We start from the raw sequence: 12433 nt of genomic DNA on the forward strand, positions 1-12433 counted from the left end.
AAAAAAAAAAAAAACCCCCCCGGGGGGGGGGGGGGGAAGACAGGGATGGTGTCTATGGCAAGGAAAACAGGGTTTGTTACTGGGGTTGCAGGGTGTTGCTACTACTCGAAAGCATCATCGCTGAGCCTTTCTGCATCCTTGCAACCTCACGCAACTGATCCATACGCTGCTGGTGCTTAGCATTTAAAACCGCTTGCTGCTCTGGCGTAAGCAGGTGGTACATTTGGTTGCGAACCTTAGCCATCTCGACCTGGCGGGCAACCTGTTCCTGCGCCATCTTTTCTGCCTGAGCGCGCACAGCGTTTTCATCAAAATTTTCTGCGGTGACAAGGCGATGCATTGTCTCCATTTCGCTAACATTAACGGGGAGCCTGTCGTGGCGTGCCCGTTGCATAAGATCCCGTAACTGCTGACGTTGCTGCTCGGTTAAACTTATGCCGTCAAACATATGGCTTTGGCTACCGCGCTGTCCCCCTTCGTCTCCGGGGAGCCAGTTAACGCTGGTAACGACTTCAGCGGCCTGGCTATATGCACTTAGCGCCAGCGTTGAGGCCATGACGGCAGCGATAACATTGCGCATCACATACTCCCAAAACGTTTGTGTCGCGATTCAACGAGAGACAGTCTACGATTCAGGCTGCAAACATGCGTCAGGGGGTGTAAAACAACGTAAAGTCATGGATTAGCGGGCCTTGATGACGTAATTTCTGCCTCGGAGGTATTTAAACAATGAATAAAATCCTGTTAGTTGATGATGACCGGGAGCTCACCTCCCTGTTAAAAGAGCTGCTCGATATGGAAGGTTTTAACGTGCTGGTGGCCCATGATGGGGAACAGGCGCTGGCCCTTCTGGACGACAGCGTTGATTTATTGCTGCTCGACGTGATGATGCCGAAGAAAAACGGTATCGATACGCTGAAAGAGCTGCGTCAGACACACCAGACTCCGGTTATCATGCTAACAGCGCGCGGAAGCGAGCTGGATCGCGTTCTCGGCCTCGAGCTGGGCGCGGATGACTATTTGCCTAAGCCATTCAACGATCGCGAGCTGGTGGCCCGTATACGCGCGATTCTGCGCCGTTCCCACTGGAGCGAGCAGCAGCAGACGACCGAAGCCGGCTCACCAACCCTGGAAGTGGATGCCTTAAGCCTCAATCCGGGCCGCCAGGAAGCCAATTTCGATGGCCAGACGCTGGAGCTCACCGGCACCGAGTTCACCCTGCTCTATTTGTTAGCGCAGCATCTCGGTCAGGTAGTCTCCCGTGAGCATTTAAGCCAGGAAGTGTTAGGCAAGCGCCTGACGCCGTTCGACCGCGCCATCGATATGCATATTTCCAACCTGCGGCGTAAGCTGCCGGAGCGCAAAGATGGCCATCCGTGGTTTAAAACGCTGCGTGGCCGCGGGTATCTGATGGTTTCCGCTTCATGATTGGAAGTTTGACTGCACGCATCTTCGCCATCTTCTGGCTCACGCTGGCGCTGGTGTTGATGCTGGTGCTGATGTTGCCCAAACTGGATTCCCGGCAGATGACCGAGCTGCTGGAAAGCGAGCAGCGTCAGGGCATCATGATCGAGCAGCACGTCGAGGCCGAGCTGGCCAACGATCCGCCAAACGACCTGATGTGGTGGCGTCGTTTGTTTCGCGCCATCGATAAATGGGCGCCTCCGGGACAACGCCTGCTGCTGGTGACCAGCGAAGGCCGCGTGATCGGCGCAGAACGCAACGAGATGCAGATCATTCGTAACTTTATCGGCCAGGCCGATAACGCCGATCATCCGCAGAAAAAACGCTATGGCCGCCTGGAAATGGTGGGCCCGTTTTCCGTCCGGGACGGGGAGGATAACTATCAGCTCTATCTGATTCGTCCCGCCAGCACCTCACAATCCGACTTTATTAACCTGCTGTTTGACCGGCCGCTGCTGCTGCTGATCGTCACGATGTTGGTCAGCGCCCCGCTGCTGCTGTGGCTGGCGTGGAGCCTGGCGAAACCGGCGCGTAAGCTGAAAAATGCCGCCGATGAAGTCGCCCAGGGCAACCTGCGCCAGCATCCGGAGCTGGAAGCCGGGCCGCAGGAGTTTTTAGCCGCCGGCGCCAGCTTTAACCAAATGGTGACGGCCCTGGAGCGGATGATGACCAGCCAGCAGCGGCTACTGTCCGATATCTCGCACGAGCTGCGCACGCCGCTTACGCGCCTGCAGCTGGGCACCGCCCTGCTGCGCCGCCGCAGCGGAGAGAGCAAGGAGCTGGAGCGTATCGAAACCGAAGCGCACCGGCTGGACAGCATGATCAACGACCTGCTGGTGATGTCGCGCAATCAGGCGAAAAACGCCCTGGTCAGCGAGACGGTGAAAGCCAATCAGCTATGGAACGAAGTGTTGGACAATGCGGCGTTTGAAGCCGAGCAGATGGGGAAATCTTTCACCGTTGAGTATCCGCCGGGCCCATGGCCGCTGTACGGTAACCCCAATGCGCTGGAAAGCGCGCTGGAGAATATCGTGCGCAACGCCCTGCGCTACTCGCATACGAAAATTTCCGTCAGCTTCTCGGTGGATAAAGACGGGATTACGGTTAACGTCGATGACGACGGCCCGGGAGTCAGCCCGGAGGATCGCGAACAGATTTTCCGGCCATTCTACCGGACCGACGAGGCGCGCGACCGCGAGTCCGGCGGCACCGGCCTGGGGCTGGCGATTGTCGAAACCGCTATTCAGCAGCACCGCGGCTGGGTGAAGGCCGACGACAGCCCGCTGGGTGGTCTGCGTTTAACAATCTGGCTGCCGCTGTATAAACGAACCTGACGCCGACCCGGCCTGCGCTGTGCGGCGCTGCGCCGGGAGCATCCCGGGAATACTTAATATGGGGGATTATTTCCCCCATAATCTCCGCGAACTATCCTCTATCTTGCCGCTTAAACGCCGTTTCTGCATCGTTCGGCTCCAGCTAACAGACAGGCCCGCTGCCGACAATAAGCGGTGGTACTGATCATCATCAAACGGCATCTGCCAGGCAATCGCCCCGGCCTCATGAACGCTGACATCACTCAGCCGGGAAACCAGCTCGAGTGGCGCATCGCTGGAAACTTGCCCTCCGGCAATCACCCGGTACAGCCAGCCGGTTTTTCCGCTGTTTTGCATCAGCTGCGCCATATCATTGATCGCAAAATGAAAGTTGAGCTTGAAGCACGGCGATCGCGGCTGGGTGACCTGGATCAGCGCCTCGCCCCAGCGAAAAATATCGCCGATATAAACGTTTTGCTCGGTAAGCCCGGTGGTGGAGAGGTTTTCGCCGAACGCCGGCGCGCAGAACCGCTCGGCCTGCTGGGGGAAGTCACGGATCCAGTCGGCATAGTGTTCACGCGGATAATGACACAGCGCGCGGTCCGGCCCGCCGTGGATTTTCTTCTCCGCCTGCTGGTCCCCATCGAGACCGAGATCGCCGAGCTGCAATTCTCCGTCGACCTGGATTTTGTCGATCGCGCTGGGGCGACTGCCCGCGTAGTCCCTGATTTTGCCGACAAAGACATTCACCGGATAATGCATGGCTGCTCTCCTTGCTACAGATATAAAAAAAGCGAGTCATCAGACTCGCTTCTCTTTTAGCGCAATGCAACCTTATTTTTTGGCGGCAAAACGCGCTGCAGCTTCGTCCCAGTTCACTACGTCCCAGAAGGCTTTGATGTAGTCCGGGCGGCGGTTCTGGAATTTCAGGTAGTAAGCGTGTTCCCAGACGTCCAGGCCGATAATCGGGAAGCCGGAAGCGCCGGAAATGGCTTCGCCCATCAGCGGGGAATCCTGGTTGGCGGTGGAGACAACGGCCAGTTTGTCACCTTTCAGGACCAGCCACGCCCAGCCGGAGCCGAAACGGGTAGCAGCGGCTTTTTCGAATTCCGCTTTGAAGTTCTCCACGGAACCGAAATCGCGCTCGATAGCCGCTTTCAGGTCGCCCTGCAGGGTGGTACCGGTTTTCAGGCCTTTCCAGAACAGGCTGTGGTTCGCGTGGCCGCCGGCATTGTTACGCAGTACGGTTTTTTTGTCAGCCGGCAGCTGATCCAGCTTGGTAATCAGCTCTTCAGCGGACAGGTTAGCGAACTCCGGCAGGCTTTCCAGCGCGGCGTTGGCATTGTTCACGTAGGTCTGGTGGTGTTTAGTGTGATGGATCTCCATCGTCTGCTTGTCGAAGTGCGGTTCCAGAGCATCGTAAGCGTAAGGCAGGGATGGCAGGGTATAGCTCATAATCATCTCCATTATTGTCGAGCGGCTCAAGTGTTAACGCCGCGTAAGCAGTTTGTCCATTATAGTTAATTAAATGGTATTGAAAATGCTTATCAATGCCGTATTTTTCATATGGATATAACCAGAAGAAATACCCGTCGTTTTGTGATGTAGAACAACTAATTAAGCCCATGGTTGCCAGGGTTCGCCATCCTGTGGCAACGTCCTGAAGGCGGCCAAAGCGGCCAATTTTTACACTCATCCCATCGGAAGCCGCCGTCTCCGATAAAAAAAGATGAGGATAAAATCAATGAACCACGCGATTACGATGGGTATTTTTTGGCATTTGATAGGGGCCGCCAGTGCCGCCTGTTTCTATGCCCCGTTCAAGAAAGTAAAACACTGGTCGTGGGAAACCATGTGGTCGGTCGGGGGGATCGTCTCCTGGCTGATTCTGCCCTGGGCCATCAGCGCCACGCTGTTACCCGACTTCTGGGCCTACTACCGCTCTTTTAGCGCCTCCACGCTGCTGCCGGTCTTTCTGTTCGGCGCCATGTGGGGCATTGGTAATATCAACTATGGCCTGACCATGCGCTATCTTGGCATGTCGATGGGGATTGGCATCGCCATTGGCATCACGCTGATTGTCGGCACGCTGATGACGCCGATTATTAACGGTCAGTTTGCAGTGCTGATGCACACCCAGGGCGGTCAAATGACGCTGCTCGGCGTGCTGGTGGCGGTGATTGGCGTCGGCATCGTCACCCGCGCAGGCCAGCTGAAAGAGCGCAAAATGGGCATCAAAGCCGAAGAGTTCAATCTGAAGAAAGGGCTTCTGCTGGCGGTAATGTGCGGTATCTTCTCCGCAGGGATGTCGTTCGCGATGAACGCCGCCAAACCGATGCATGATGCCGCCGCGGCGCTCGGCGTCGACCCGCTGTACGCAGCGCTGCCAAGCTACGTGGTGATTATGGGCGGCGGGGCGCTGGTTAACCTTGGCTTCTGCTTTATTCGTCTGGCGAAAGTGAAGAACCTGTCAGTCAAAGCCGATTTCTCGCTGGCCAAACCGCTTATCATCAGCAACCTTCTGCTCTCCGCCCTCGGCGGTCTGATGTGGTACCTCCAGTTCTTCTTCTATGCCTGGGGCCACGCCAGCATTCCGGCGCAGTATGATTATATGAGCTGGATGCTGCACATGAGTTTCTACGTGCTGTGCGGCGGTGTGGTGGGTCTGGTGCTGAAGGAGTGGAACAATGCCGGCCGCCGTCCGGTGAGCGTCCTGAGCCTCGGCTGCGTGGTGATTATCATCGCCGCCAATATCGTCGGTCTGGGAATGGCCAGTTAATCACCGGATCATCTGCCTGACAACGACGCTCTTCAGGCGGCGGCGCGACTGCGCTGCCGCCACTGCCCCGGCGACATGCCGATTTCCCGGCTAAAAACCACCGAAAAGTAGTTACTGTCCTCAAAGCCGCACTGCATGGCGATATCGCCGATTAAGCGCTCGGTATGCTGCAGCAGATACTGCGCATGGCAGATCCGCAGCTGGCGTAAATAGTGATTGATGGTCATCCCGGTTTGCTGGCGAAACTGCTGGCGAAGCGCCCGCTCGCTGCCGCCCTCCTGCTCGCAGAAACGCTCCAGAACAAAGGGGCGGCTAAGGCTGGCCGCCAGCGCGGCCAGCAGTTTGTCCAGCAGCGCTTCGCGCTGCGTCGCCGCGGGATCATCCGTCGCGTAGCGATGGCGCTGCAACGTCAGCGCCCGCTGGGCAAAAAGCAGTTCGGCCATCGCATTTCCCTGCGCGTCGCGCCGGGCGCACTCATGCTCAAGCTGGCTAATCACCTGGCGCGCCTGCGCCATACCGGTGCTGCCCATGCGCCAGTGGGGCTTCCACGGCGTACCGAAGAGGCCAGGGATCGCCCCGGCCCAGTCAAAATTGAGCTGCAGCCGCTCCGGGCAATAGATGATGTTCTGCAGAACCAGATCGTTAACGGAAGCATAGGAGTGTTTGTCTTCGGCGCGAATGTAGAACAGATCGCCGCGGGTAATGCGCCAGGGACGATCGTTAAGGACGTGCAGCCCGTTGCCTCGCCACACCAGCACCAGCTCGCAGAACTCATGGGTATGTTCGGCAAAGACATTTTGCGGGTAGCGGTCTGCCACCGCCACTGCCTGTGTGGCGGAAGGGAAAAACTCCTCTTTACGTAAAATCAGACCGGCCACGGCTCACACTCCAAACGCGGATAACGGCGCATTATTCGCGTTTTTAGTCTGCAATACGTTGACTCTTCTCGCGTTACTGAAGAATGGCGTCGCGCCCCTGGCGGATATCGCGCGGCGACCAGTCGAACTCCCGGCGAAAAAGCGTCGAAAAGTGGTTACTGTCGCCGAAGCCGCAGCGATAAGCGATATCAGTCACGCTTTCATCGCTGTGGCGCAGCAGGTGGCGGGCTTTCATCAGGCGCACCCGATTAAGATAGCGCTGTGGCGTCAGACCGGTCTGCTGCTTCAGCTGGCGGTGCAGCGTACGCAGCGACAGCGAAAACTGCGCCGCCACCTCCTCCCAGCAGATCTCCTGCGCAAAATGGTCTTCGAGCCAGGCCAACAGCTGATTCAGCCGCGCATCGTTGTTGGTGGCCTCTTCCGCAAGGCTGCTTTTACGTAACAGCACCAGCAGCTGCATAAACAGGATCTCACGGCTGGCGACGGCATGAGTATCCGTATCGCTCCCCACGGCCTCGATCTGCGCCACGATATGCCGCACCTGTTGCAGGACGGTTTGATTCACCCGCCAGTGCGAGGGGTAGTTTCCTTCCTGTTCCTGGGGCAGTAGTTGACTGACCCCGGCGAGAAAGCGAAACGCATCCGGCGCGCGATAGAGCACATTGGTCAGACACAGATTATCCGTGTGCTCGTAAAGATGGCGGTCGTGATCGCGGATAAAACAGACCGAACCGCCGCCAATGGTGTAGGGCTGGCCATTGAAGACGTGAATACCCGATCCCTGCTCCACGATAACTATTTCATGGAAATCATGGTGATGTTCCGGAAAGGCCGACTGAGGGAGGCGGGGTTCAATAGCCACCGTCGAGATCCCGGCCTTAAAGAAATCCGTACTGTGCAATATGGTCATGATGCCACCCTCGTAATGAGAAAAATTATCAGTCACCGGCTGATAGTAATGAAGGGTTGGCTATCCGGCCTTCAATTTTTGACCGCGAAATTCGTAAATCCTGCCGCTTTTTCAAGAATCAGCCGGAAAGATGCGGAACTGCGGAGGCCATCACATCCCCCTCGCCATCCCCTAAAACCGCAAACTGTGATGTCCCTCACGGTCACCTTTGCTTTCTTGCCAGCGGCCAGTTTTGGCTGTCCGTAGCGAGAAGGTGTCAGTAAACGGCCTTTTTTAGACTGCGGACAATGATTTTAAGAAGGATCGTTTCATGAGTATTCGTCATTGTGTCGCTGTCGATTTAGGCGCCTCCAGCGGGCGGGTGATGCTCGCCAGCTATCAGCCCGGGCCGCGCGCCCTGACGCTGCGCGAAATTCATCGCTTCACCAATAGTCTGCAGAAAGTAGACGGCTTCGACTGCTGGGATGTAGATAGCCTGGAAGGCGAGATCCGCCGCGGGCTGGAGAAAGTGTGTGAGCAGGGCATTCTGATAGACAGTATCGGCATCGATACCTGGGGGGTAGATTATGTCCTGCTGGATAAGCAGGGCCAGCGCGTCGGGCTGCCGATCTCCTATCGTGACGACCGCACCCAGGGCCTGCTGCGTCACGCTGAAGCGCAGCTGGGCCGGGCGGAAATCTATCGCCGCAGCGGCATTCAGTTTTTGCCGTTTAACACGCTTTATCAGCTGCGCGCTCTGGTGGAGCAGCAGCCGGAGTTGGTCAGTCAGGCTGCCCATGCCCTGCTGATCCCCGACTATTTCAGCTTCCGCCTGACCGGCAATCTGAACTGGGAATATACCAACGCCACCACCACCCAGCTGGTCAATATTAACAGCGATAGCTGGGATGAGACGCTGCTGAACTGGACCGGCGCGCCGTTGGCGTGGTTCGGAAAGCCGACCCACCCCGGCAATGTGATAGGCCACTGGATCTGCCCGCAGGGTAACCGAATTCCGGTAGTCGCTGTCGCCAGCCACGACACCGCCAGCGCGGTGATCGCCTCCCCGCTGGCCGACCGCCATGCCGCCTATCTCTCCTCCGGCACCTGGTCGCTGATGGGGTTTGAAAGCCTGACGCCGTACACCTGCGACGCGGCGCTGCAGGCCAATATCACCAACGAAGGCGGAGCCGAAGGCCGCTATCGGGTGCTGAAAAATATCATGGGCCTGTGGCTGCTGCAGCGGGTGCTAAAAGAGCAAAACGTCAGCGACCTGCAGGGGCTGATCGCCCGCACCGCCGCGCTACCGGCGTGCCGCTTCATAATTGACTGCAACGATGACCGCTTTATCAACCCGGCCAGTATGAGCGCCGAGATCCAGGCCGCCTGTCGCGACGCCGGGCAGCCGGTTCCTGAAAGCGATGCCGAACTGGCGCGCTGCATTTTCGACAGCCTGGCGCTGCTCTACGCCCGGGTGCTTAACGAGCTGGCGGCGCTGCGCGGCCACCCCTTCAGCCAGCTGCATATCGTCGGCGGCGGCTGTCAGAACACGCTGCTCAACCAGCTGTGCGCTGACGCCTGCGGGATCGCCGTCGTGGCCGGCCCGATAGAGGCCTCCACCCTCGGCAATATCGGCATCCAGTTAATGACCCTCGACGAGCTGGCCAATGTCGATGAGTTTCGTCAGGTAGTGCGCGGCAACGCGGCGCTCACCACTTTTACCCCCAATCCTGATAGTGAAATTGCCCGTTTCGTGGCGCAGTTTCAGCCACAACAGACCAAGGAGCTTTGCGCATGACCACTCAACTTGAACAAGCCTGGGAAATTGCTAAGCAGCGCTACGCCGCCGTCGGCGTGGATGTCGAGGAGGCCCTGCGCCAGCTGGACCGTCTGCCCGTCTCCATGCACTGCTGGCAGGGTGACGACGTCGCCGGTTTCGAAAACCCGGCGGGAAGCCTGACCGGCGGTATCCAGGCGACCGGCAACTACCCGGGCAAAGCGCGCAATGCAGAAGAACTCCGCGCCGACCTTGAGCAGGCGCTGAGCCTGATCCCGGGGCCAAAGCGTCTCAATCTGCACGCTATTTACCTGGAATCCGACGCGCCGGTAGCCCGCAATGAGATTAAGCCGGAGCACTTTAAAAACTGGGTTACGTGGGCGAAAGCCAACAAACTGGGGCTGGATTTCAACCCCTCCTGCTTCTCGCATCCGCTGAGCGCCGACGGCTTTACCCTGTCGCACGCCAACGATGAGATCCGCCAGTTCTGGATCGACCACTGCAAAGCCAGCCGCCGCGTATCCGCTTATTTTGGCGAACAGCTGGGCACGCCGTCGGTGATGAATATCTGGGTGCCGGACGGCATGAAGGATATTACCGTTGACCGCTTCGCCCCGCGCCAGCGGCTGCTGAACGCCCTTGATGAGGTGATCAGCGAGAAGCTCGACCCGGCGCACCATATCGACGCCGTGGAGAGCAAGCTGTTCGGCATCGGCGCCGAAAGCTACACCGTCGGCTCCAACGAGTTCTATATGGGTTACGCCACCAGCCGTCAGACGGCGCTGTGCCTCGATGCCGGCCACTTCCATCCGACGGAAGTGATCTCCGACAAGATCTCCGCCGCCATGCTCTACATCCCGCGCCTGCTGCTGCACGTCAGCCGCCCGGTGCGCTGGGACAGCGACCACGTGGTGCTGCTGGATGATGAAACCCAGGCCATCGCCAGCGAAATCATTCGCCATAACCTGTTTGACCGCGTGCACATCGGCCTCGACTTCTTCGATGCCTCCATCAACCGCATCGCGGCCTGGGTGATTGGCACCCGCAATATGAAAAAAGCGCTGCTGCGCGCCCTGCTGGAACCGACCGCCCAGCTGCGCCAGCTGGAGAACGACGGCGATTACACCGCCCGCCTGGCGCTGCTCGAAGAGCAAAAATCGCTGCCGTGGCAGGCCATCTGGGAGATGTACTGTCAGCGTCACGACACGCCGGCGGGCAGCCAGTGGCTGGACAGCGTACGGGCTTATGAGAATGCGGTTCTGAGCCAGCGCGGGTAATGCACGAGCTTCCCCGGGTCGCGGCTGACGCCTTACCCGGGCTACGAACCGGTAGCCCGGATAAGCCGTTTACGGCGCAATCCGGGGGCACGCACATATTTAGGGTGAGGGGGTCAACCCCGCACCGAATCAACAGGAAAGACAAGACTATGCAGACCATTATCGACGCCTGGTTCGTCCAGGGCATGATCAAAGCCACCTCCGACGCCTGGCTGAAAGGCTGGGACGAACGCAACGGCGGCAACCTGACGCTGCGTCTGGATGAAGCGGATATCGAACCTTACGCGGCGGATTTCCACGCCCAACCGCGCTATATCGCCCTCAGCCAGCCGATGCCAACCCTGGCCAACCAGCCGTTTATCGTCACCGGCTCCGGCAAATTCTTCCGTAACGTCCAGCTCGACCCGGCCGCTAACCTCGGCGTGGTGAAGGTCGACAGCGACGGCGCGGGATACCATATCCTGTGGGGCCTGACGGAGGATGCCGTCCCGACCTCCGAGCTGCCGGCACACTTCCTGTCGCACAGCGAGCGCATCAAACTGACCGGCGGCAAAGACCGGGTGATCATGCACTGCCATGCCACCAACCTGATCGCCCTGACCTATGTTCTGGAGAACCACAGCGATCTTTTCACCCGTAAGCTGTGGGAAGGTAGCACCGAATGTCTGGTGGTCTTCCCGGATGGCGTCGGCATTCTGCCGTGGATGGTGCCGGGCACCGATGAAATCGGCCAGGCGACCGCCGAAACCATGCAAAAACACTCGCTGGTGCTGTGGCCGTTCCACGGCGTCTTCGGCAGCGGCCCCACGCTGGATGAGACCTTCGGCCTGATCGATACCGCCGAGAAGTCCGCCGAAGTGCTGGTGAAAGTCTTGTCGATGGGCGGGATGAAGCAGACCATCACCCGCGACGAGCTTATCGCCCTTGGCAAACGCTTCAACGTGCAGCCGCTGCAGTCCGCTTTAGAGCTTTATCCATAACAACATCGCGCCCCGCTCACCGAGACGGGGCGAAATATCACCTGCAAACCCTACAAAACTAACTCATGTGGAGTAAAAGCAATGAAAACAAAGACAAGCTTGATCCTCACCGTTGCCGCCCTGGCGTTGTCCGGTTCCGCCTTAGCCGAAGTTAAAATCGCCCTTGTGGCGAAATCGCTGGGAAATGGCTTCTTCGAAGCCGCCAACGTTGGCGCCCAACAGGCAGCCAAGGAGTTAGGTGATGTCAAAGTGATCTACACCGGCCCGACCACTACCACCGCCGAGGCGCAGATCGACGTGCTGAACGGGTTGATCGCCCAGGGGGTGGATGCGATCGCCATTTCCGCCAACGATCCGGACGCGGTGGTGCCGGTGCTGAAAAAAGCGATGCAGCGCGGCATCAAGGTGGTCTCATGGGACTCCGGCGTGGCGCCGGCAGGCCGTCAGATCCATCTTAACCCCTCAAATAACGCCTTAATTGGCGAAACCAACGCCAAGCTTGCCGCCGATGCGCTGCAGGCGCTGAACGTTGAGAAAGGCGAGGTGGCCGTGTTAAGCGCCACCCCAACCTCCACGAACCAGAACATCTGGATTGAGGAGATGAAAAAGGTGCTACCGCAGTATCCGTCGGTGCAGCTGGTCACCGTCGCCTACGGTGACGATCTGTCGGATAAAAGCTACCGCGAAGCGGTGGGTCTGCTGAAATCATATCCGGACCTGAAAGTCATTGTCTCGCCGTCGTCGGTGGGGATTGTTGCCGCCGCGCAGGCGGTGAAGGACCAGGGCAAAATCGGCAAAGTGTATGTCACCGGGCTGGGGCTGCCGTCGGAAATGGCCGGCGCGATCAAGTCCGGCGCCAGCAAAAGCTTCGCCATCTGGAACCCGATTGACCTGGGCTACGCCGCCACCTATCTGGCCGACGATTTAGTCAAAGGCACGGCGACCAAAACCGAAGCCAGTATGGGCAAGCTGGGCAAAGTGAAGCTGGACGCCGAGGGGAATGGCGCGATGGCCAAGCCGTTTGTCTACGATGCGAGCAACATCGATAAGTTCTCGAAAATTTTCTAATCCTTGTT

General features: G+C 58.5%; 12 protein-coding genes. 7 read left to right on the forward strand and 5 right to left on the reverse strand.

Features of this window, described 5'->3' with window-relative positions:
* Window positions 1-76: 76 nt before the first annotated feature.
* On the reverse strand, window positions 77-580 hold the full coding sequence (gene cpxP, locus HMPREF9538_RS15315) for a cell-envelope stress modulator CpxP (RefSeq protein ID WP_004178004.1): 504 nt from the start codon (window positions 578-580) through the stop codon (window positions 77-79).
* Between the two features lie 149 nt (window positions 581-729).
* Between cpxP and cpxR the strand changes: the two genes are divergently transcribed.
* Both cpxR and cpxA read left to right on the forward strand, forming a co-directional pair.
* Window positions 730-1428, forward strand: coding sequence for an envelope stress response regulator transcription factor CpxR (gene cpxR / locus HMPREF9538_RS15310; protein ID WP_002882901.1), 699 nt, complete (start codon window positions 730-732; stop codon window positions 1426-1428).
* Window positions 1425-2798, forward strand: a complete 1374-nt coding sequence (cpxA, locus tag HMPREF9538_RS15305) for an envelope stress sensor histidine kinase CpxA (protein ID WP_002882898.1) — start codon at window positions 1425-1427, stop codon at window positions 2796-2798. Before cpxR ends, cpxA begins: the two co-directional genes overlap by 4 nt.
* Before the next feature lie 66 nt (window positions 2799-2864).
* Here cpxA and yiiM read toward each other — a convergent pair whose 3' ends face one another.
* Both yiiM and sodA read right to left on the reverse strand, forming a co-directional pair.
* Window positions 2865-3539, reverse strand: a complete 675-nt coding sequence (gene yiiM / locus HMPREF9538_RS15300) for a 6-hydroxyaminopurine reductase (protein WP_002882896.1) — start codon at window positions 3537-3539, stop codon at window positions 2865-2867.
* 72 nt (window positions 3540-3611) lie between these two features.
* A complete protein-coding gene (sodA, locus tag HMPREF9538_RS15295) occupies window positions 3612-4232 on the reverse strand; it encodes a superoxide dismutase [Mn] (RefSeq protein WP_002882894.1) in 621 nt (206 codons plus the stop codon).
* Between the two features lie 289 nt (window positions 4233-4521).
* Between sodA and rhaT the strand changes: the two genes are divergently transcribed.
* Window positions 4522-5556, forward strand: coding sequence for an L-rhamnose/proton symporter RhaT (gene rhaT, locus HMPREF9538_RS15290; protein WP_002882892.1), 1035 nt, complete (start codon window positions 4522-4524; stop codon window positions 5554-5556).
* Window positions 5557-5588: 32 nt separating this feature from the next.
* Here the strand turns inward: rhaT and rhaR are convergent, their stop codons facing one another.
* The gene (gene rhaR, locus HMPREF9538_RS15285; RefSeq protein ID WP_009484961.1) at window positions 5589-6434 is read right to left on the reverse strand and encodes an HTH-type transcriptional activator RhaR; all 846 of its coding nucleotides are present in this window, start codon (window positions 6432-6434) and stop codon (window positions 5589-5591) included.
* A 73-nt stretch (window positions 6435-6507) separates the two neighbouring features.
* Complete coding sequence (gene rhaS / locus HMPREF9538_RS15280) at window positions 6508-7344, reverse strand: HTH-type transcriptional activator RhaS (RefSeq protein WP_002882888.1); 837 nt, start codon at window positions 7342-7344, stop codon at window positions 6508-6510.
* 310 nt (window positions 7345-7654) lie between these two features.
* On the opposite strand from rhaS (HMPREF9538_RS15280), the gene rhaB reads away from it, so the two are divergent.
* The 4 genes from rhaB (at window position 7655) to rhaS (HMPREF9538_RS15260) (ending at window position 12425) form a co-directional block, all read left to right on the forward strand.
* Complete coding sequence (gene rhaB / locus HMPREF9538_RS15275) at window positions 7655-9121, forward strand: rhamnulokinase (RefSeq protein WP_002882885.1); 1467 nt, start codon at window positions 7655-7657, stop codon at window positions 9119-9121.
* Complete coding sequence (rhaA, locus tag HMPREF9538_RS15270) at window positions 9118-10377, forward strand: L-rhamnose isomerase (RefSeq protein ID WP_004150375.1); 1260 nt, start codon at window positions 9118-9120, stop codon at window positions 10375-10377. The genes rhaB and rhaA overlap by 4 nt, the downstream gene beginning before the upstream one ends.
* A 149-nt stretch (window positions 10378-10526) precedes the next feature.
* Window positions 10527-11357, forward strand: a complete 831-nt coding sequence (gene rhaD, locus HMPREF9538_RS15265; protein WP_020316813.1) for a rhamnulose-1-phosphate aldolase — start codon at window positions 10527-10529, stop codon at window positions 11355-11357.
* 81 nt (window positions 11358-11438) lie between these two features.
* Entirely contained in the window at window positions 11439-12425 is a 987-nt protein-coding gene (gene rhaS / locus HMPREF9538_RS15260; protein WP_009484964.1) for a rhamnose ABC transporter substrate-binding protein, read from the forward strand.
* Window positions 12426-12433 lie beyond the last annotated feature (8 nt).

This window comes from Klebsiella sp. MS 92-3, from assembly GCF_000195655.1.
GTDB classification, from domain to species: Bacteria; Pseudomonadota; Gammaproteobacteria; order Enterobacterales; family Enterobacteriaceae; genus Klebsiella; species Klebsiella pneumoniae.

Bases quoted from the DNA above. Each gene is read 5' to 3' on its own strand.
- rhaA (WP_004150375.1), top strand. From the start codon at position 9,118: ATGACCACTCAACTTGAACAAGCCTGGGAAATTGCTAAGCAGCGCTAC.
- rhaT (WP_002882892.1), top strand. From the start codon at position 4,522: ATGAACCACGCGATTACGATGGGTATTTTTTGGCATTTGATAGGGGCC.
- cpxP (WP_004178004.1), bottom strand. From the start codon at position 580: ATGCGCAATGTTATCGCTGCCGTCATGGCCTCAACGCTGGCGCTAAGT.
- rhaB (WP_002882885.1), top strand. From the start codon at position 7,655: ATGAGTATTCGTCATTGTGTCGCTGTCGATTTAGGCGCCTCCAGCGGG.
- rhaS (WP_009484964.1), top strand. From the start codon at position 11,439: ATGAAAACAAAGACAAGCTTGATCCTCACCGTTGCCGCCCTGGCGTTG.
- cpxA (WP_002882898.1), top strand. From the start codon at position 1,425: ATGATTGGAAGTTTGACTGCACGCATCTTCGCCATCTTCTGGCTCACG.
- rhaS (WP_002882888.1), bottom strand. From the start codon at position 7,344: ATGACCATATTGCACAGTACGGATTTCTTTAAGGCCGGGATCTCGACG.
- cpxR (WP_002882901.1), top strand. From the start codon at position 730: ATGAATAAAATCCTGTTAGTTGATGATGACCGGGAGCTCACCTCCCTG.
- yiiM (WP_002882896.1), bottom strand. From the start codon at position 3,539: ATGCATTATCCGGTGAATGTCTTTGTCGGCAAAATCAGGGACTACGCG.
- rhaD (WP_020316813.1), top strand. From the start codon at position 10,527: ATGCAGACCATTATCGACGCCTGGTTCGTCCAGGGCATGATCAAAGCC.
- sodA (WP_002882894.1), bottom strand. From the start codon at position 4,232: ATGAGCTATACCCTGCCATCCCTGCCTTACGCTTACGATGCTCTGGAA.